Genomic DNA, 20,607 nt, shown 5'->3' on the forward strand with positions numbered 1-20,607 from the left:
TAATATGAAACTAGGTTTAATTGGATTAGGAAAAATGGGATTTCCATTAGCTGAACACTTATATGAAGACAAGCATGAAGTAGTTGTATACGATGTAAATAAAGAGCTTGTTGAAAAGGCAGGAAAACTAGGAATTACTGCACGTCATACATTAAAAGAAATGATTGCTGAACTAGAAGCTCCTCGTACAATTTGGGTAATGGTGCCTGCAGGAGAAGTTGTAGAGTCAGTACTAAAAGATGTATATCCATTATTAGATGAAGGTGATATCGTTATTGAAGGCGGAAATTCATTCTATAAAGATACGTTACGCCGTGCTGAAGAAGCAAAAAGCTTCGGATTACATTATGTAGATATCGGTACATCAGGCGGTGTAGAAGGAGCTAGATACGGTGCTTGCTTAATGGTTGGTGGAGAAAAAGAAATTTACGACCAATTAGAACCTTTATTTAAAGATTTAGCAGTAGAAAATGGCTATTCTTATGCTGGCCGTGTTGGTAGTGGTCATTTCTTGAAAATGGTTCATAACGGTATTGAGTACGGCATGATGCAAGCAATCGCTGAAGGATTTGAAGTACTAGATAAGAGTGACTTTGATTTCAATTATGAAGATGTTGCAAAAGTATGGGCTAACGGATCAGTTATCCGTGGTTGGTTAATGGACTTAACTGAAAAAGCATTTGCAGAAGATCCGAAACTAGATGGCATTAAAGGTGTAATGAACTCTTCAGGAGAAGGAAAATGGACTGTTGAAACTGCACTTGAACTTCAAGCTGCAGCACCAGTTATCGCTATGTCATTATTTATGCGCTATCGTTCTCAGGAAGATGATACATTCCATGGAAAAGTAGTTTCAGCATTACGTAATCAGTTCGGTGGACATGAAGTTGTGAAAAAATAAGGATGTTTTTAAAAAGAAACTTGTGTATAAGCGCAAGTTTCTTTTTTATAGTTTAAGAAATTACTAATTTAAAAATACCAATCAATCATCGTTTTTTTGTCACAAATGATAGCTTCAACGTTCATTGAATGAACAATATATTCTATATTTTCTTCTTTAGCTAATAATAAGGTTGTAAAGGAATCGTATATACTCATAAACGCATACTCATTATCTTCGCCAGTAATAATTAACTCATTATTGCTAATGTCCCAAATATCTAATGGAGTAGTATTATTTACCTGTAATAATCCGTTTGTATCAAGAATTGGTTCAGAGAAATATAGATTTTTTGCACCTTTAGAACCGAGGAGTTTAAGTAATTTGTGTAATAAAAATATAGACGTATAATCTTCTGTTGGATAATAAAGATCTTTTTTTAAGTTTGAATGTAGCTTTTCAGCTAAATCCTCTCTTTTATATTCTTCTGAAAGGGCACTAATGGAAGTCAACATGGCCATTGCTAGGTCTGCGTATGAATGTAATCCACTACAAGACATCATTTCCTTCCAAGAAACGGATTTCCCATTATAAATGATTTCTTCAGCGCTAGGATAGATGTGCTCATATGGTCTTTTTCTCACAGACTTTTCCCATCCTAAAGGCATTTGGATAAAAGGATGTAGCAATATAGCTGCAGATTTAAAGTTTCTTGGTAGTTGTTCTAAAATTGGTGATTTGTCATCTAGCCAAATGTAATCCAACAAAATATAACCTCCTCTTAGACTTTGAAATGTACGGATTCCCGTATTATGTTTTTTGTATTGATTGTATCAAATATAAAGCGAAGCATGAAATATGTCCCAACATAAAAGTAAGAATAAATAAAATGAAGTTTTCATAAATAGTAAAAGGGTGCTTATGTCATCAGTATAGCTAAGAAATGTTGTTACATATGAGAAGAGCGTGTTAATAAAATATGAGGTGGTTAAATGGGAAATGAGCAAGTGAAGTCTGTAAAGGAAGAAAAAAAGTTATGTCTTTGTATGATCGTTAAAAATGAGTCTAGAATTATGGAAAGATGTTTAAATGCAACAAAATCAATTGTAGACTTTGTTTCTATTTGTGATACTGGATCGACGGATAATACGCCTGAAATTATTGAAAATTGGTGTAAGGAAAATGAGATACCTGGGACGGTTCATCATGAGCCGTTTAAAAACTTTGGTTATAACAGGAGCTTAGCTGTTTCGTTAGCGCAAAAAACATACCCAGAAGCAGATTATTTATTAATATTAGATGCGGATATGATTTTAGAGGTTGATCCGAATTTCGATAAAACGAGCTTAACGGAAGATCATTATCTTACATTACAATATGATGTTCATATTAAATATTGGCTTACACGTCTTTTAAAAGCTTCTTTACCATGGAAATCTGTCGGTGTTACTCATGAGTATTGGGATATAGATCGTTCAAAAGTTGGAGCGAATTACAATACGAGGGTAGCTCGGTTAGAGACTCTTGTCGTGAATGATCCCGGAGATGGCGGGAGCAAAGCTGATAAATTTGAAAGAGATGAGAGGTTGTTGTTACAGGGAATAAACGACCCAGAAACAACGCCAGATTTGCATATAAGATATTTATTTTATTTAGCTCAGACTTATTTTCATTTAAGTCAATTTGAGAATTCAATTAAATGGTATAAAAAACGTGTGGAAGCAGGAGGATGGGTTGAAGAGGTATTCTATTCGTTATTGCGAATAGGATTTTGTTATGAGCAGTTAGCAAATCGTTCAGCAAATAAACAAAATGAAGTGACAGATGCTGATGAAAAAGAAACTGTTAAAGGGCAAGAAGAGCAATATTTAGCGTTAGCTGTTTTTTATTTTCAAAAAGCTTGGGAATATAGACCAACCCGGGCTGAACCATTATACCAACTTGCAAGGTTGTATCGATTACGATCTCAAAACAATATTGCTTTGATGTATGCTCTGCAAGGGAAGGAAATTCCTTTTCCAAAGGATGATCTACTATTTGTAGATTATCATGTGTATGATTACTTATTTGACTATGAAATTTCTATTAGTGCTTTCTATATACCTCATAAAAAGCATTTAGGGGCGGTGTCGCAAAAGTATTTGGAATCGATAAAAGAAAAGATTCCATTTCATATAGCAAATATAGTAGAGAATAATGCGAAATTTTATTAAATACATTTTCGATTAAAGGAGTAGTGGAGTAATCATGGAATTAATACGATGGGCGATTGAACTAGGAGAATCGGTGCATGGAAATACGTATGAAGAATTGATGCCACTACTAGACTATTATTATGATCGTGATCATTTAAAAGCGTATTGTATCGCAAATCTTCTTTTAAACATGGATGTATTAGATGAGGACCGGGAAAGAATCGAATTAAGAAGATGCATCGCTGCTTATTATGCTGGATTATATAAAGTAGCAAGAAAACATGCAAATGAGTTGGTACTTAAACATCCGGATGTAGATCTATATAAAAATAATTTAAGATTAATGGAAGTTTATTTGAATAAAGAATATGATTATTGTCTTTTTATATGCCCAAAGACATACGGTAGTTTCATAGATGTTGCGCGAGCTTTAAAGTGGAGGTTGGAGCAGGAGGGAAATACAGTAATTATATCAGAAACAATACTGGAAAATGTAAAGAATACAGTTGTTTTTGGAGCACATACATATGCATATAACCCGAACCTTCTTCCGAAAGATGCAATTGTTTATAATTTAGAACAGCTATACGAAGGAAGTCCATATGCGCACCCCCTTTATTTAATATTATTAAAAGATAGAGTGATTTGGGATTATAGTAAACAAAATATAGAATGGCTTAAACAAAAAGGGGTAGGAAAAGAAATAAAACATGTAGAAATGAACTATGCTCCAACTTTGGAAATAAAAAAAGATGCGTTTGAAGATGAAATTATTGAAGATATTGATATTCTGTTTATAGGTGCTCTTAATCCGAGGCGACAAGCTATTTTTGATCATCTAAAAGCGATTGCCCCGAATTTAAATATAGTTTTTAAAAATAATGCGTGGGGAATTGTTAGAAATGAATTGATTGCTAGAGCTAAAATTATATTAAATATTCATTTTTATTTATCAGGAATTCTTGAAACACCTCGCGTGTCTTATGCAGTCGCAAATAAAAAATTTATTATTTCCGAAAATAGTAATCCAGAAGATGAGGTAGAGTGGCCAGGAATTGTGTTTACTCCGTACGAAAAAATAATTGAAAACGTAATGAAATATATAGAATTACCAGAAGAACGGAAAAGATTAGCGGAAAAAGCATATAATCATTTTGAAGCAAATGAAAGTTTAGGTACATTGAGCATGAGAGATGAAACAAAGTAATTGTACAAAACTCATACGAAAGTATGAGTTCTTTTTTGTTTATCATACTATTTTATGAAACAAGTTAACTCTTTATATTGTGTTTTGTATAGAAATTTCTGATAATATATAAGTAGAACTTGAAAACAAAGGGGAGAAATAATCATGAAACTAGTCGTTATTAACGGTACACCAAGAAAATTTGGTCGAACTCGTGTGGTGGCAAAATATATTGCGGATCAATTTGAAGGGGAATTATATGATTTAGCAATTGAGGAGTTACCTTTATACAATGGAGAAGAGTCACAACGTGATTTAGAGGCAGTAAAAAAATTAAAAACGTTAGTGAAAGCTGCGGATGGGGTTGTATTATGTACACCAGAATATCATAATGCGATGAGCGGTGCGCTGAAAAACTCTTTAGATTACTTAAGTAGTAGTGAATTTATTCATAAACCAGTTGCATTGTTAGCGGTTGCTGGTGGCGGTAAAGGTGGAATAAATGCATTAAACAGCATGCGAACGGTCGCTAGAGGTGTTTATGCAAATGCAATTCCAAAACAAGTTGTGCTTGATGGATTACATGTGCAAGATGGTGAACTTGGAGAAGATGCAAAACCATTAATTCATGATGTAGTTAAAGAATTAAAAGCATATATGAGCGTATATAAAGAGGTGAAAAAACAACTAGGAGTGGAATGATATGTCCTCACTTTATCATGATTCTCGCTTGTATTACATTCTAGGAGCCAATAGTCTATCTGCTATTGGTTCCGGAATTGTTATGATAACGATTCCTTGGCTGTTAATTAAAGAGAGTGGAGGAGAGACAACATTTGGTTATGTTTCTATCATTGCAACCCTCATTATGTTTTTATTAACACCATTCATTGGGCAAAGTATTGATCGTTTTTCAAGAAAATCTTTATTGCTATGTAACGAAGGAATCGGAATAGCCGTAATCGGAATAATGGTTATATGGGGATTTGCTGGGCAACCTTATCATTCTATTCACTATATTCTTATTTATATAGCCGGATCATTCTACTATTTATTGTTTTATCCTACAATATTTGCGTTCAACCAAGAGATATTTCAAGCAGAACATTATAAAAGTTTAAGTGGAACGATGGAAATACAAGGACAGTTAACACAAGTTATTTCTGGAGCGGCTGCGAGCTTCTTAATTGAAATTGTATCTTTGAAGTGGATTTTGTTAGTAGACATGTTAACTTTTGCTGGAGCATTTTTTCTTTTCTTATGTATACCGTACGTAAAGAAAAAAGAAGTGAAAAGAAAAATAACATTTAAGAAGCAATTGTTTGAAGGAATTCACTTTATGAAAAAACGTCCTAAGCTCTTTTGGTTCTTACTGGCCACTTATATGCCGTTTATAGGTGTTATGATGGCAAATTATTTAATACCAGTTTATATTTCGGATATACTTAAAGCCAATGCCTCTGTATACGCAATAGAGGGCACGATGTACGGTGTCGGAGCGGTTGTTGCAGGAATCTGTATTCCACTCATAATGAAATATGTAAAAACAGAAGTTTCAATCGTTATGACGATGTTCATTTATGTAATTTCAATTACCGTAATGATTATTGAACCTTCCGTAATTTTCTTATATGGACTTGCAATTTTTCATGCAGTTGGAAATGCGGGTACAAGAGTGGCGAGAAATGTATTGATGATGGAGGAAATTCCAAACGAAGTAATGGGACGTGTAGACAGCTTATTTCGCCTAATTGGTACTGGAATACGAATTGTATTATTAATGCTGTTTACAGCGGGTGTATCTAAAGCCGGAGTAATGCTTCCGTTTTACGTATTAAGCTGCATATTGATCTTCTCATTAGGAATCGCTATTTATTATGTACTATCACAACGTAAAGTAGCGGCGAATGTTTCTAATAAATCACTCGTTTAAAAAACACTTCTGCCGCCCTTTCTTTTTCTGTATAATAAAAAGAAAGGGAGTGCAAACTTATTTATGAACAAATGGATCTTTCTTATCATTTTATTATTACCGCCACTATACATCATTTATATGACGTTTAGAATGAACAAAGTTGCTCGTGAAAAGTTGAGCTATCACTCTCCGTACGTTCTTATACTGGGTGCAAAGTTATTTGGAGATAGACCGTCTTTATCTCTTCAAAATCGTTTGGATGTAGCGGTGGAGTATTTATTTTCCCATCCTGAAGCGAAAGTAATTGTTTCAGGTGGTCAAGGAGAAGATGAAGATATACCGGAAGCTCACAGCATGAGAAACTATTTAATGGTACACGGTATAGATGAGAGTCGTATTTTAATAGAAGATCAATCTACAAATACGTATGAAAACTTAAAGTTTAGTATGGATTTATATAATGTGAAACATGCAGTAGTTGTAAGTAATACGTATCATTTATATCGAACGAAAATAATTGCAAAGCGTTTAGGCATGAAGATGGAGGCACTAGCTGCTGAAACACCAATTCGTTCTAAGAGAAAAATGTATGTTCGCGAATATGCTGCTATTATGAAAACAATATTGTTCGACCGTTAGAGCTCAAATGTGAGCTCTTTTTTAATTTAAAAGCGTATCATTTGAAATGAATGCCATATTCCATCAAAATAAAGGAAACAACATTAAAGGAGTTGTATTTGTGATTCAATTTAATCATGTGTCAAAATCGTATGAAGATGGCACGAAAGCAGTGGATTCATTGCATTTAGAAATTAAAAAGGGAGAATTTTTTGTTCTCATCGGTCCGAGTGGATGCGGGAAAACAACGACAATGAAGATGATTAATCGTTTAATCGAAACGACTGAAGGATCGATTTTAATCGATGGGAAAGATATTCAACAATATAATATAAACGAATTACGTTGGGATATAGGATACGTGTTGCAACAGATTGCTTTGTTTCCTCATATGACAATTGCTGAAAATATTGCAATTGTTCCTGAAATGAGGCAATGGAGCAAAAAAGAAATTAAAGCACGCGTCGATGAATTGTTACATATGGTTGGATTAGATCCGGATATTTATCGAAATCGTATGCCTGATGAATTGTCAGGAGGACAAAAACAACGTGTCGGTGTCGTGCGAGCATTAGCTGCAAACCCGAAAATCGTTCTTATGGATGAACCATTTAGTGCGTTAGATCCATTAAGTAGGGAACAGCTTCAGAAGGATATTGTACAGTTGCAAAAAAAGATTCAAAAAACAATCGTATTTGTAACACATGATATGCAAGAAGCATTATCACTTGGAGATCGCATTTGTATTATGAAAGAAGGAAAAGTTGTTCAACTAGATACACCAGAAGGAATTATACATAATCCGAAAAATGAATTTGTAGAGGAGTTTATTGGAAATCGCGGACGAACTTGGTATCAGGGGAAAAGTATAGCAGATGTATTGCCGCTTGATCAAAGTGTGCAATTAGAAGGGCAGGCGCTATCATTACATTCTTCTTTACAAGAAGCGTTAGTTCGTGTGCGTGATGAGGAGGTCGTTCCAGTTGAAAAAAACGGTCAATATATTGGAGCGTTAACAAGTCGTCATATTGTCAATTACATTGTTGAACAAATGAAGGAAAGAGGCTAAACAGTGACTAATTTTATACAAACGTTCCAAGAACGAAAAATAGAATTACTAACTGCATTAAGTGAGCATTTACAAATATCGCTTATTTCATTATTTTTTGCAGTAATTATAGCGGTGCCACTTGGCATCTTATTAACAAGAAAAGAACGAATGGCTGAATTTATAATAGGAACTTCTGCAGTAATGCAGACAGTGCCATCACTTGCATTACTCGGACTATTAATTCCATTAGTAGGAATCGGAAAACTTCCAGCGATTATCGCATTAGTTGTGTATGCACTATTACCTATTTTACGAAATACATATACAGGAATAAGGGAATTAGATGAATCTCTAATAGAAGCCGCGAAAGCTATGGGGATGAATAGTTGGAGAAGATTGTGGAAGGTAGAACTTCCTCTTGCATTGCCTATCATTATGGCCGGTATTCGTACAGCGATGGTATTAATTGTTGGAACGGCTACATTAGCAGCTCTCATTGGTGCTGGTGGGCTCGGTAAGCTTATACTATTAGGTATAGATCGAAATGATCATGCACTTATCATTTTAGGGGCCGTACCAGCCGCGTTACTCGCTTTATTCTTTGATATAGTACTTCGCATACTTGAACGACCGAAACGCTCTTCTAAGCGTGTTATATTGACGATATGTATTGTTTGTATAATGATTGCTTCTCCATTTCTTTGGAGTACAGAAAAGAAAGATATTGTTATTGCGGGCAAACTTGGATCAGAACCTGAAATTTTAATTCAAATGTATAAGCAGCTTATTGAACAAGATACAGATTTACACGTACAATTAAAACCAGGTCTTGGAAAAACAGCATTTGTATTTGAAGCGTTGAAATCAGGGGAAGTAGATATATATCCAGAATTTTCAGGAACAGCTTTATCTACTTTCGTGAAAGAAGAACCAAAGAGTACAAATCGTGATGAAGTATATGAGCAGGCTCGCATTGGAATGGAAAAGAAATATAATATGATTATGTTGAAGCCAATGGAGTATAACAATACATATGCACTAGCTATGCCGAAAAAAATAGCAGATCAAAAGAATATAAATACAATTTCTGATTTAGGGAATGTTGCACAGGAAGCCAAAGTAGGATTTACATTGGAATTTGCTGATCGTGAAGATGGTTATAAAGGAATGCAAAAATTATATAACTATAAGTTCTCGAATGTTAAAACGATGGAGCCGAAGCTGCGTTATAGCGCAATTGAATCTGGAGATGTTAACGTAATTGATGCATATTCAACAGATAGTGAATTGGAGCAATACGGACTGAAAGTGCTGAAAGATGATAAAGGGTTATTCCCACCTTATCAAGGAGCACCATTATTAAGAAAAGAAACGTTACAGAAATATCCTGAACTTGAAAAGGTATTAAATAAATTATCTGGAAAGATTACAGATGAAGAAATGCGAAAAATGAATTATGAAGTTAACGTAAATGGTAAAAGTAGTGAAGAAGTCGCAAAACAATTTTTACAAAAAGAGAAGTTACTTCGTTAAATTTACAAGAAATATACAAATTTATATGTTTGAAATGACCGTTCATTACAAAATGAGCGGTTTTTTTGTGCATACTTATACATTTTTTCAAAAAAGTATTCCATTTTTGCTTATTTTCTTTTAGAATAAGTAATGTTTTCCTGAAAAAATATAAGAGAAACGTCTATTAGAGAAAAAGGTGACTTTAATAGTTGAACGAACATAACACCTAGAATGACAGATGGGGTGGTACAAATAGAAAAGAAGTTAGGATTTTTTCCATTAATCGCATTAGTAGTTGGAACAATGGTTGGTGGCGGTGTTTTTAGTTTACCGCATGATTTAGCAGTAGGAGCAAACAGTGGTGCAATAATAATTGGCTGGTGTATTACAGCGATGGGAATGATTCCACTTGCGCTCGTATATCAAACGTTAGCAAGACAAAAACCGGAACTTGAAGGTGGAATTTATAGTTATGCACGTGCTGGTTTCGGTGAATATATTGGATTTAATAGTGCTTGGGGATATTGGCTAGCAGGAATCTTAGGTAATGTCGCAACAATTATGTTACTGTTTAGTACATTAGGTTATTTCTTTCCAATTTTCAAAGGAGGAAATAATGTTGCGTCTATCGTTGGGGCATCACTTTTATTATGGACACTTCATTTTTTAATTTTATTTGGAATCCGTGAAGCTTCTATTATGAATGTGATCGCAACAATAGGGAAGTTAGTTCCAATCGTTTTATTTATTGTTGTAATGGTAACAGCCTTTCGCTGGGACACATTTACACATGATTTTTGGGGAGAAGGAACGATCTCACTTTCCGCTATACTTGGTCAAGTGAAAAATACAATGCTTGTAACACTTTGGGTTTTCATTGGAGTTGAAGGAGCGGTTGTATTATCTGGAAGAGCGAAGAATAGTCGAGATGTTGGTAAGGCAACAGTATTGGGACTTATTTTAGTAATGTCCATTTATATTTTAATTTCTGTCCTGTCAATGGGAGCTATGACAAGAGGCGAACTTTCTGTGTTAGAAACTCCGTCCATGGGACATGTATTAGAGCACGTTGTTGGTCCATGGGGTGCAGTTGCGATTAACATCGGATTAGTTGCTTCACTTGTCGGTACATTAATTGGCTGGTTTTTACTTGTTTCTGAAATTTCTCATGTAGCAGGAAAAGATGGCGTATTTCCGAAAGTCTTTACGAAAACAAATAAGAAGCAAACACCGCACATGGCATTATGGATTTCAAATGGTGTTGCCCAAATTATATTTATCATCGTTTTGTTTTCGGAATCAACATATCAAATTATGTATTTCATTGCATCAACATCAATTTTATTACCATATTTATTATCAGCGTTATTCCAATTTAAATTAGTCATTACAAACGAACTAAAAGACGCTAAATTAAAAAACGGAGCGTTAGCTTTAATTGCTTCTATTTACTCTGTATGGCTTCTTTATGCAGCTGGTTTAAAGAATTTACTACTCGTTTCAATTGTGTATGGAATTGGAATTATTGTTTACACGTTTGCAAGAAAAGAACAAGGGAACCGTTGCTTTGTAGGTGCAGAGAAGTATGTGATGTGGGCAATTATTGTTGCGGCTATCACATCAATATATATGTTATTAACTGGAAATATAAAAATGTAAAAAGTCCTTTTCATTTAAAGGGCTTTTTTCTTTGTTTAGAGAATATTTACTACATAAGATATTCAGGAGGGATGAGAATGGAAGAAAAAGAACAGTTGTCTAGAATAATTGATTTAGCTAGTGAGTTAAGGAAAGTATTAGTGCAAGAATCTTTTTTTAATCATCATCCTGAACTAAGAGGAGTCATTGAAAATTTAGCAAGTTCTGTTGAAAATTTGGCGGAATTACAAATAAGTAAAGATGAAAACGCTGAAGATCGATTACGTTACGTACTTGCGAAAATGAAAATTGCTCATAATGCAATTTTACAAGAGAAAAAAGCATTTCCTTCTCATTAATATAAGTTTTTATTTTGAACCTGGCGGATAACGTCAGGTTTTTTATTTCTAGTTTTTCGTTTCTTTCATACACTAAGAATAGTATGAAAAAAGAAGGTGACTAAGGTGAAATTACATAAAGCTCTTCAGCCAAGTTTTATAAAACGAATGTACTATATGAGATTTTTAGGGAAATTTACAAAAGCTGAGAAAGAGAAGAGTGGAGAGAATTTCTTTGTACACTGCTTATCGCCAATACCATTCACTTTACAGGAACAATTTACAAATGAACCATATGTATTTGAAGGGTTATGTAGCAATAAAAAGAATGAAAAAATCTTTTCGGAATTAAAGAAGAGGAAATTAGAAAAGCAATTAGTAATGTTTCGTCTTTATTATGAAAGAGGAAATGTATACGTGGAGTTAATATGTACAGAAGAACCGAAAGAAATAGCAAGCAGCTATAAAATGATTCCGGCACCTAAAGTTACAAATCATAAAAAAAGAGAATCTTTAGAGCGAAAACTTAGCAACGGTTATTTATCATTTCTTATGCCAAAATTTCCGAAAGACTTTGAGCCTCCCGAATTATTGTGGCACGATGGAAGACTGTACGGAAACATATCCCTAAAGTCATCAATTAGCTCAATCGCCTATTTTGAACAGAAACGTGAATGTAAATATATAAACTGCAGTGACTGGACGAAGTATGTAGAAATAGCGGTAGAAGATCAATTATATTTTGTAAGTGATTATGTATATGAGCAATTAAAAAAACGAATGCATGAAGAAGGTAAGCTAGTTGAAGTAGAGGATATAAAAATACAAAAAGATGAATGGGAATGGGATGAGCGTGAATCGTCCTTTTTACAGTATGTACAAAGTATGGTGCATAATAAAGGGTTATATTTGGATGAAACGGATATTTATAATTTCCATATAAGTGTAAAAACAAATATGTTAACGATTCTTGGTGGTATACCGGGCGTTGGGAAATCACGTTTTGTGCAAACTTATGCAGAAGCATTAGGGTTACAGTATGGGGAAGAGTTGGTTTGGATTCCAATTTCGCCATCGTATCAAGAACCACATGATTTACTTGGTTACCTTCATCCAAATGGTACTTTTATTGAATCTGAAGCGAAGTTAGTTAGGACGTTAATGAAGGCGAAAGAAAATCCAAATCAACTGTATATAATCGTTTTTGATGAAATGAACATGTCTCATATTGAGCATTGGTTTACTCCGTTTCTATCTGTTCTTGAACTTGAAACAAAAAATCGTATTTTAAACTTGTATGAGGGTGTACAGGACATAGAGAATTCAATTCCATCAACAATTGAAATTGGAGAAAATATTATATTTGTAGGTACTGTAAATTTTGATGAAACAACGAAAGAGCTCTCTGATCGATTATTAGACCGAACGAACCTAATAACGTTACAGAAAATTCCGTTTTGTGAGATGGGCATGGAACAGGGGAAAGTCGTATTACATCCACCTTTGAAAGTAACGGCGGGAGAATTTCGGATAAATTGGATGAGAAATAAAGCGATGATTGAAGTGTTTTCTGAAGAAGAATTAGAGCTATTAGATAAGTTGCATGTCGTATTGTCATCACATGACGCGTCTAAGGGAATTTCTTTCCGATGTGCAAATGCAATTGCGACTTATTTGCAAAACATACCGTTTCAAAATAACCATACCTATATGATTAGTAGAGAAGAGGGGTTTGATTTACAAATAAAGCAGCGTGTATTGACGAAAATCAGAGGGACCGAAATGATGGTTGGGCCTTTACTTTCTGAAGAAGCAAAAAGGGGGGCGACCTTAGTACCTCTTTTGCAATCTACACTTGCAAACAGAGTATCTACATTTGAACACTCTTTAGCATATATACGAGAAAAACGTAGAGAACTGGAGTTGTATGGATATGCAAAATGAAGGGCGTTATGAAACAAAAATCGTTGATACGAATGAAACGCTCCCTTTTGTATTAAAGTTAATCATTGGAAATGAGGGGAAAGGAGATTATATTTTATTAAATCGTCTTTGTACATCTACTACAGCATTAGTTCAATGTATTTATAAAGTACAAGAATTAAAACCAATAAGATTGCAGTACAATTATGAAATCCCAATGAATGTTACTTTTATATGGAATAAAGTATATGAGGGACAGAAAAATATAAAAGAGGCTCAATATGAAATAAATGAAAAAAAACAAAGAGTATTAATATATGAACACGGGAAAACAGAATTCTTTTATCCATGGCGCTGTGGTCTATACCATTTTGAAGTGCGTATAGAAGATACAACGTATTATGGCGCATTTCAAATCGTACCGAAAAACTTTTTTGATGATCAATTTGAAATGATTCAAGACTATGTGAAGTCAATTTTAAATGAGTTGATTTTGGATAGAGGTTACTATAAAAAAACCTTCTCTGCACTTAGCGATATTGAGGATTCTTCTTATTTAGTGTTACTTAGAAAGTTACCGCAAAAAATGAAAATGATAAAGCAAATCTTTAAGAAAATAGAATCAAGCTCAAAATTTATAAATGAATATAAATGGGAAGGAAAAGAGCGAAAGCCAACAAGAAAAGGAACTATAGTGGCAGAACGAAAACCTTATGCCAAACATTATAATCGTAAGTTTATGGAACAAAAAAATAGTAAGGAAAATGCATTTCTTAAATATAAAGCGATGCAATTTTATCATTATTTAATTGAAGCTAAAAGTTTTTTACGTCAAACAATTGAAATATTAGAAAGAGAAAAAAAGAAAAAATCAGAAGAGTTTCAAGCTGTAAAAACGATTATACAAACAATTGAGCGTAATGGATCAGTAACCGATAGAGAGAAGCAAAAATATAAAAATATACATTTACTAAAAGAAGCCGATTTACGAAAGAGCTCAATGAAAATACAAGAATATAAAATATTGGCGCATATTGTGCATGAAAATGTACAATACTTTCAAATGTTAATGCACTCTTCATTTTGGAGGGAAGTTACTGAAACAAGTAACATGAACTTACATGATTTACCGATACCATATCAACAATTACTACATCATTTAGAAGTACTCCCGCAATATACGGATCAATCTCCATCATTATTATTTGTTTATAAGCCAACGTTTTTAGTGTATGAATATTACGCTTTTTTTATCGTTATTTCACTTTTAGAGCAAATTGGTTTTGAGGCTAGAAACTCCATCCGTGAACAAATACAAGAACATTTTTATGTAGATGGATTACAAGATGGAACGACAGTAGTTTTAGAACGAGATGATATAAAGGTGCATGTCGCATTTAATGACTTAATTGAAACACATCCTCTTATTGCATTAAGTAAAGGTAGTAATTTTTACAATGGTGAGGATACGAAGAAGCCAGATATTCGCTTAGACTGTTATGTAAAAGAAGATGGGAAATACGTATATAAATCTTCTATTATTATTGAAGTGAAGTATAGTCCAATGTACAATATTTTTCAGCACGTCGGAAATACGAAAGCAACTGAGCAAATGTATAAGTACTGGTCTATAAAGTATGTAGAAGAACAGGATGGAAAGCGAGTCTATTATCGAAGGTCAATTTATGAAGTCATTTGTGTATATCCAGGAAGCCATATGCATAGTAAAAAAATTGAGTCTGGATGCGGTGTTTTCTTGCAGTTATATCCATATAAGACGAAACAAGGGGAAGAGAAATTAGCTGGAAAACATGGGATGGTACAAATTTTTGAAAAATGGCTAAAAAGCATTAAGAAGTAAAAGAAATCCTTTTTCATAAAGGATTTCTTTAGATTAAGAAGAATTATATGCTGTATGGAAAGAAACGTAGTGTAATTTAGATTTGAAAAGTGCTACAAATGTGTTATTAAAAGGAATGTAAGCGCGGGATAAAAGTCGATTAAATTGGAATCTAATTCATTTTGCAGAATATAATAAGTCATAAATATTTTTAGTTGCATACGAAGATTTGTTCTTATATGATAGATAGTGAAAGCGTTATCAAAAAACAGAGCGGCGATGGGAAAGGCGGTTAAATATGTTCCAGCGTGTTCAAACAAAGGAAGAACATTTTGGGTTCGAGCAACTATGGGGAGATTTTTGTGAAGAAAGAAACTTAATGTTCGTAGAACGTAATTTAAATCCATCACGATTTTTATTAATAGAAGATGAACATCCTATTGGTACAGTAGAATGTATTAAGTATACGGTACCTGAACAATCGAATTCTGAGTTTTTCTATCCATTTTCTAAAAATGATTTAGTAAAAGATTTGAAGAATGTATATGAAATAGGCAAGTTAAGTATTTCGAAAACGTCTCGTGGAAGAGGACATTTCAAAAGGCTAACAGCTATTTTATTTATACATGCGTTAGAAACAAAAGCTGAATGGTACATTGCAGCAGTAACAAAAAGAATGTATATGTATTTACTTACACTTGGTTTTCCAATTGAACCAATAGATAATCCTTTTCAGTTTCATGATACTTTACAAGGTGTACCAGTAAGAATTCATGCTCGAAAAGGGGTTACGCATTTGTATTCTTTAAAAGAATTTCGTGATGTGATTCAAGGGAATGCTCATGCACAGGCATTAATTACAGAATACAGTAAAAATATTATGTTAACGAAATAAAGCGAAGTGAATATGTATAATAAAGAGAATAATATTTGTATAGGATATAACTCTTCATTAAAAAAGACCCTTATTATTTTAATAAGGGTCTAAAAATTATAATCCAAATATACTAAAAATCATTTTGCGGCGCTTCGGTTTCTTTTCTCGTTCATATGTTGGTTTTGAATCCGGAGTAATATAAATGGGTTCTTCTTTCGTTAGGGCAGCTTCTAACTTTTGAATTCGCTCTAACATTTCCTCCATTTCACGACGGTGTTGTAAAAGTTGGTACGTGACGACATCATTTGCCTTATCTTGCATTTGTTCTTCCATTCGATCAAGTCTTCTCGTAATAGTGTTTAATTGATTAGCTAATTGCTCAAAATCATTCGATGATATGTTTTGAACAATTGTATTAACTTGAGTTTTTAATTCCTCAACTTCATTTGAGGAAGCCTTTTGAGTAGATTGAGAATTTTGAGATTGCTCTATTTGAAATCGATGGTGTTCTAACATTTGATCGACATCCTCTTGTGTGAAAATAAAGTGGCCATATTTGTTTTTCTCTATCGTAAGATTTAATTGTTGCGCGATCCGGACAACAGCCTTTGGGCTAACACCTAATTTCTTTGCGATAAATGGTGTTTTATATTCCAAAATAATCCCCCCTATATATATCCTGTTGAATGATTTCGAGCTATGAAGTAAGTTCCCTTCTAGTGCGACAAAAGAAGTGTGGAATCGGCAAAGAAAGTGTTTTTTCACGAAATTGAGTTGAGGAGAATAGTTCTTTTAAATAAAAATGTCTTATCGTAACATTTAGAATAATTTGACGAGTGTAAATGAATTAGATTATCATAATGATAAATATCTTTTTTATGTATGCATATAATATATAAAAAGGTGGTTGCTAATGTAGAATTTTGTTAGATTATTAGAATGCTTACTTCACTTGAATAAAATTAAGTAGGAGGTGGCTTCCTTGCTTACAAAGTAAGTAAGGAAAAGTATTTGGACATATATAGTATAAGTATAGTGATTGTTTTAATTGCCTTAACGGCATTTTTCGTTGCAGCAGAATTTGCAATTGTTAAAGTGAGAAGTTCACGAATTGACTATTTAATTGCAGAAGGAAATAATCGTGCAACATCGGTCAAAACAGTCATTACAAACTTAGACGAATATTTATCTGCTTGTCAGTTAGGAATTACTGTTACAGCTTTAGGAATTGGGTGGTTTGGTAAACCTGCGTTAAAGCAAATGTTTGATACGCTTTTTGCAAATTGGAATATCTCTACTCAACTAGCAGACATTTTTGCTGTAACTTTAGTATTTTTGTTAATTACTTTTTTACATGTTGTAATAGGGGAATTGGCCCCAAAAACATTTGCAATTCAAAAATCTGAACAAGTGAGTTTGCTTGTTTCTAAGCCGTTAATTTTCTTTTATCGTATTGCATTCCCATTCATTTGGCTATTAAATGGTTCAGCTCGAATCATTACGAAGCTGCTAGGGCTGAAACCGCCGAAGGGGCATGATGAGGTTCATTCAGAAGAAGAATTACGGTTGTTAGTTTCAGAAAGTTATAAAAATGGTGAGATTAATCAATCTGAATATAAATATGTAAATAAAATTTTTGAATTTGATGATCGGATTGCAAAAGAAATAATGGTACCTCGAACTGAAATGAATATTATAAGTAAAGAAATGCCTGCTGAAGAAGCTTTGCAAAAAATGTCTCGCGAAAAATATACAAGGTATCCAGTTGTTGATGGCGACAAAGACCACGTAATAGGTTTTGTGAATTTTAAAGATATTTTTACTGAGTTTGTACAACATAAAGCTGTTAATAAGAAGACAGTAGAGCAATATGTGAGACCAATTATTTTAGTTATCGATTCTATTCCAATTCATGATTTGTTTTTAAAAATGCAAAAAGAAAGAACACATATTGCTATATTGATAGATGAATATGGTGGGACATCTGGACTTGTTACTGTTGAAGATATTTTGGAAGAAATTGTTGGAGATATTCAGGATGAGTTTGATACGGATGAGCAGCCAGAAATTCAAAAGGTTAGTGAAACGAAGACGATACTAGAGGGAAAAGTACTTGTTAGTGAAGTGAATACGTTATTTGGTTTAGGGATTGATGATGATGGTGTTGATACAATCGGTGGTTGGATTTTAACGAAGAATATAGAGATTGCTGAAGAGGATTCCATTGAAATTGAAAATTATAAGTTTTGTGTGAAAGAATTAGATGGACATTATATAAAAAGATTAGAAGTTACAAAGATAGTAGAATCGATTGTTATTTTAGAAGATGAAAAACAAATTTCGTTACAAGAGCAAATTAGCTCGTAAACTCTGCTATATAGCAGAGTTTTTTTGAGCATAATGTTTTTTGAGGGATAGGGGCTATGATACAATGACATAAGTTGAACCTTTCACTAGGTGAAGTATTGTTGTATACATATATTTGGAAGGAGAAGAAGTATGAAAAAGCATTTATATATAAACGGAAGTTGGAAATCTGTAAACACGTATAAACCATTATACGCACCATATTCTGAAGAAACATTAGCGGAAATTGCACAAGGAACGGAAGAAGATGTAAAAGAGGCTGTTACTGCTGCAAAAAATGCAATGACAAAAATGAATAAATTATCTGCATATGATCGTGCGACTATTTTAGAGAAAGTTGCACAAAAAATGGATGAAAGAAGAGAAGAATTTGCAGAGATTATTGCAAAAGAAGCTGCAAAACCAATACGTGCTGCAAGGGGAGAAGTAGATCGTACTGTTCAAACGTACAAATTTGCAGCTGAAGAAGCGAAGCGTATATATGGTGAGACATTGCCATTAGACGCCGCACCTGGTGCAGATGGGCGTATTGCATATACAATCCGAAAGCCGATTGGGGTTATAGGGGCTATTACACCATTTAATTTCCCATTAAATTTAGTAGCGCATAAAGTTGGACCAGCAATCGCTGCCGGAAATACAGTTGTATTAAAGCCAGCTGATCAAACGCCATTATCATCTTATGCATTAGTTGAGTTATTTGAAGAGGCAGGATTGCCAAATGGAGCTTTAAATATCATTTCTGGCCCTGGCCCCACGGTTGGTGAGGCAATCGTCAAAAATGATTACGTTGCTTCTATTACTTTTACAGGAAGTCCAAAAGTTGGAATCGGAATAAAACAAAAGGCTGGGCTAAAACGAGTTACGTTAGAACTAGGCTCAAATGCTGCTGTTATTATTGATGAAGATGTAGAGTTAACAGATGAAATAATTGAACGTGTAAAATGGGGAGCATTTGTTAATAATGGGCAAGTTTGTATTTCAGTACAACGTGTTTTTGTACATGAAACGAAAATACATGAATTTCTCTCAAAGCTAAAGAAAGCGATGGAATCAGTTGTTGTTGGTGATCCATTGCTTGAGGAAACGGATGTATCAGCTTTAATTTCAAAAAAAGATGTAGAGCGAATTGATATGTGGGTTCAAGAAGCAATTAAGGAAGGAGCAACTGTTTTATGTGGTGGTAAGAAGCAGGATGCAAGAATTTTTGAACCGACTGTATTAACAAATGTTCCAGATCATGTATCTGTGCAGTGCCAAGAAGTATTCGGTCCACTCATGACAGTAAATACATTTAAAGAATTTGATGAAGCGATTGAGCAAGTAAATAATTCGCGTTACGGCTTACAGGCAGGAGTATTTACAAATAATTTATTTAAAGCAATGCGTGCAATTGATGAGCTAGAGGTTGGTGGTGTCATGATTAATGATATTCCAACGTTCAGAGTAGATCATATGCCTTATGGTGGTGTGAAAGAAAGTGGCACGGGACGCGAAGGAATTAAATATGCAATAGAAGAAATGACAGAAATGAAATTAGTATGTATTAAAAAATAAAGTGGAAAAACTTAAAACTTGCACTAAAAAACGAGTAGGAAATGTTTACGATTCCATACTCGTTTTTTACGCTTCTAGTAACTATTTAATTAAGTGTAACTTTTACTTCATTTCTTGTTTGAAAATAGTATCTTCTACATAAATTTGTTCTTTATCTATAGCAGTAGCATGAGTTAATACTAAACCGATTGGTGTTTTTGTATCTTTATTTTGAACAATTGTAAAAGGAACATTTTTTTCGTTTGCTAATTTAATGTATTTTGATAAATGTGGGTAAGCAATGCCACCATTTAGGAGGAGTTGTAATGATTGAGAAGAGCGCATGCTACCCGCCACTTCAGAGTATACATTACTTTGCATTACTTGACCGATTGTTAAAGCGATTTCCACACGCTCACGTAATGTAGTTAAATACATATTACGTTCTTCTGGTTTGTTTTGCTTTTGGCCGTAAATGCCTTCTTGGAGATAATCTTCCACATTTTTATTTACCATATTTTTCACACCTTTCATTTTCTATTGTACGCAAGAAGTAAAAATGATGCAAAAAAAAGTCGTTTTGACTACGGAAATAATGAAAATATGTGAAGGAAAAAGGGGATTTGTATACAATTAGTTAAATAAGAAAGAAAAAATAATTTTATCAACAGAAATTAACAAAATGTGACAAAAATCTATTAACGAATCGTATTTTTTGTGTTAATATT

Annotated in this window: 18 protein-coding genes; 15 read left to right on the forward strand and 3 right to left on the reverse strand. The window is 33.6% G+C overall.

Annotation, left to right across the window (positions count from 1 at the left end; genetic code table 11):
• Positions 1–4: 4 nt before the first annotated feature.
• Positions 5–901: a phosphogluconate dehydrogenase (NAD(+)-dependent, decarboxylating) gene (gene gnd, locus M1D73_RS11095; RefSeq protein ID WP_000765995.1), complete on the forward strand. Its 897-nt coding sequence runs from the start codon at positions 5–7 to the stop codon at positions 899–901.
• A gap of 68 nt (positions 902–969) precedes the next feature.
• Here gnd and M1D73_RS11100 read toward each other — a convergent pair whose 3' ends face one another.
• Positions 970–1,647 (reverse strand): DUF2711 domain-containing protein, encoded by a 678-nt coding sequence (locus M1D73_RS11100; RefSeq protein ID WP_000888154.1) that lies wholly within the window; start codon positions 1,645–1,647, stop codon positions 970–972.
• A 225-nt stretch (positions 1,648–1,872) separates the two neighbouring features.
• Between M1D73_RS11100 and M1D73_RS11105 the strand changes: the two genes are divergently transcribed.
• The 12 genes from M1D73_RS11105 to M1D73_RS11160 all read left to right on the forward strand — a co-directional run bounded on the left by M1D73_RS11105 (position 1,873) and on the right by M1D73_RS11160 (position 15,994).
• Positions 1,873–3,093, forward strand: a complete 1,221-nt coding sequence (locus tag M1D73_RS11105; RefSeq protein ID WP_000526219.1) for a glycosyltransferase — start codon at positions 1,873–1,875, stop codon at positions 3,091–3,093.
• A 34-nt stretch (positions 3,094–3,127) separates the two neighbouring features.
• Positions 3,128–4,282 carry a CgeB family protein gene (locus tag M1D73_RS11110; protein ID WP_000420431.1) on the forward strand — a complete coding sequence of 385 codons (1,155 nt, stop codon included), beginning with the start codon at positions 3,128–3,130 and terminating at the stop codon, positions 4,280–4,282.
• A gap of 144 nt (positions 4,283–4,426) precedes the next feature.
• Positions 4,427–4,963, forward strand: coding sequence for an NADPH-dependent FMN reductase (locus M1D73_RS11115; RefSeq protein ID WP_000780355.1), 537 nt, complete (start codon positions 4,427–4,429; stop codon positions 4,961–4,963).
• Between the two features lies 1 nt (position 4,964).
• The gene (locus M1D73_RS11120) at positions 4,965–6,194 is read left to right on the forward strand and encodes an MFS transporter (RefSeq protein ID WP_183128501.1); all 1,230 of its coding nucleotides are present in this window, start codon (positions 4,965–4,967) and stop codon (positions 6,192–6,194) included.
• 63 nt (positions 6,195–6,257) lie between these two features.
• Positions 6,258–6,815 carry a YdcF family protein gene (locus tag M1D73_RS11125; RefSeq protein WP_001045715.1) on the forward strand — a complete coding sequence of 186 codons (558 nt, stop codon included), beginning with the start codon at positions 6,258–6,260 and terminating at the stop codon, positions 6,813–6,815.
• A 100-nt stretch (positions 6,816–6,915) separates the two neighbouring features.
• Positions 6,916–7,863: an ABC transporter ATP-binding protein gene (locus M1D73_RS11130; protein ID WP_000614069.1), complete on the forward strand. Its 948-nt coding sequence runs from the start codon at positions 6,916–6,918 to the stop codon at positions 7,861–7,863.
• A 3-nt stretch (positions 7,864–7,866) separates the two neighbouring features.
• Complete coding sequence (locus M1D73_RS11135; protein WP_000181014.1) at positions 7,867–9,378, forward strand: ABC transporter permease/substrate-binding protein; 1,512 nt, start codon at positions 7,867–7,869, stop codon at positions 9,376–9,378.
• A gap of 213 nt (positions 9,379–9,591) precedes the next feature.
• Positions 9,592–11,019: a basic amino acid/polyamine antiporter gene (locus tag M1D73_RS11140; protein WP_000129444.1), complete on the forward strand. Its 1,428-nt coding sequence runs from the start codon at positions 9,592–9,594 to the stop codon at positions 11,017–11,019.
• 77 nt (positions 11,020–11,096) lie between these two features.
• Positions 11,097–11,357, forward strand: a complete 261-nt coding sequence (locus tag M1D73_RS11145; RefSeq protein WP_000391445.1) for a hypothetical protein — start codon at positions 11,097–11,099, stop codon at positions 11,355–11,357.
• Between the two features lie 105 nt (positions 11,358–11,462).
• Positions 11,463–13,280 carry an AAA family ATPase gene (locus tag M1D73_RS11150; protein ID WP_000766187.1) on the forward strand — a complete coding sequence of 606 codons (1,818 nt, stop codon included), beginning with the start codon at positions 11,463–11,465 and terminating at the stop codon, positions 13,278–13,280.
• Positions 13,270–15,120: a hypothetical protein gene (locus tag M1D73_RS11155; protein ID WP_481158020.1), complete on the forward strand. Its 1,851-nt coding sequence runs from the start codon at positions 13,270–13,272 to the stop codon at positions 15,118–15,120. Before M1D73_RS11150 ends, M1D73_RS11155 begins: the two co-directional genes overlap by 11 nt.
• Positions 15,121–15,397: 277 nt before the next feature.
• Positions 15,398–15,994 (forward strand): hypothetical protein, encoded by a 597-nt coding sequence (locus tag M1D73_RS11160; protein WP_000487796.1) that lies wholly within the window; start codon positions 15,398–15,400, stop codon positions 15,992–15,994.
• A gap of 96 nt (positions 15,995–16,090) precedes the next feature.
• Here M1D73_RS11160 and racA read toward each other — a convergent pair whose 3' ends face one another.
• The gene (gene racA, locus M1D73_RS11165) at positions 16,091–16,633 is read right to left on the reverse strand and encodes a chromosome-anchoring protein RacA (RefSeq protein ID WP_000456023.1); all 543 of its coding nucleotides are present in this window, start codon (positions 16,631–16,633) and stop codon (positions 16,091–16,093) included.
• A gap of 354 nt (positions 16,634–16,987) precedes the next feature.
• On the opposite strand from racA, the gene M1D73_RS11170 reads away from it, so the two are divergent.
• On the forward strand, positions 16,988–18,343 hold the full coding sequence (locus tag M1D73_RS11170; RefSeq protein ID WP_000356254.1) for a hemolysin family protein: 1,356 nt from the start codon (positions 16,988–16,990) through the stop codon (positions 18,341–18,343).
• 132 nt (positions 18,344–18,475) lie between these two features.
• Positions 18,476–19,900, forward strand: coding sequence for an aldehyde dehydrogenase family protein (locus M1D73_RS11175; protein ID WP_065382285.1), 1,425 nt, complete (start codon positions 18,476–18,478; stop codon positions 19,898–19,900).
• A gap of 102 nt (positions 19,901–20,002) precedes the next feature.
• On the opposite strand, the gene M1D73_RS11180 is transcribed toward M1D73_RS11175, so the two are convergent.
• Positions 20,003–20,395 carry a YueI family protein gene (locus M1D73_RS11180; protein ID WP_000247558.1) on the reverse strand — a complete coding sequence of 131 codons (393 nt, stop codon included), beginning with the start codon at positions 20,393–20,395 and terminating at the stop codon, positions 20,003–20,005.
• Positions 20,396–20,607: the final 212 nt, after the last annotated feature.

The sequence above is a fragment of the Bacillus sp. PK3-067 genome (assembly GCF_056738645.1).

Excerpts from the sequence above, each read along its gene's own strand:
- M1D73_RS11175 (WP_065382285.1), top strand. The coding sequence starts at position 18,476 with ATGAAAAAGCATTTATATATAAACGGAAGTTGGAAATCTGTAAACACG.
- M1D73_RS11105 (WP_000526219.1), top strand. The coding sequence starts at position 1,873 with ATGGGAAATGAGCAAGTGAAGTCTGTAAAGGAAGAAAAAAAGTTATGT.
- gnd (WP_000765995.1), top strand. The coding sequence starts at position 5 with ATGAAACTAGGTTTAATTGGATTAGGAAAAATGGGATTTCCATTAGCT.
- M1D73_RS11180 (WP_000247558.1), bottom strand. The coding sequence starts at position 20,395 with ATGGTAAATAAAAATGTGGAAGATTATCTCCAAGAAGGCATTTACGGC.
- M1D73_RS11115 (WP_000780355.1), top strand. The coding sequence starts at position 4,427 with ATGAAACTAGTCGTTATTAACGGTACACCAAGAAAATTTGGTCGAACT.
- M1D73_RS11160 (WP_000487796.1), top strand. The coding sequence starts at position 15,398 with ATGTTCCAGCGTGTTCAAACAAAGGAAGAACATTTTGGGTTCGAGCAA.
- M1D73_RS11155 (WP_481158020.1), top strand. The coding sequence starts at position 13,270 with ATGCAAAATGAAGGGCGTTATGAAACAAAAATCGTTGATACGAATGAA.
- M1D73_RS11110 (WP_000420431.1), top strand. The coding sequence starts at position 3,128 with ATGGAATTAATACGATGGGCGATTGAACTAGGAGAATCGGTGCATGGA.
- M1D73_RS11145 (WP_000391445.1), top strand. The coding sequence starts at position 11,097 with ATGGAAGAAAAAGAACAGTTGTCTAGAATAATTGATTTAGCTAGTGAG.
- M1D73_RS11125 (WP_001045715.1), top strand. The coding sequence starts at position 6,258 with ATGAACAAATGGATCTTTCTTATCATTTTATTATTACCGCCACTATAC.
- M1D73_RS11120 (WP_183128501.1), top strand. The coding sequence starts at position 4,965 with ATGTCCTCACTTTATCATGATTCTCGCTTGTATTACATTCTAGGAGCC.
- M1D73_RS11140 (WP_000129444.1), top strand. The coding sequence starts at position 9,592 with ATGACAGATGGGGTGGTACAAATAGAAAAGAAGTTAGGATTTTTTCCA.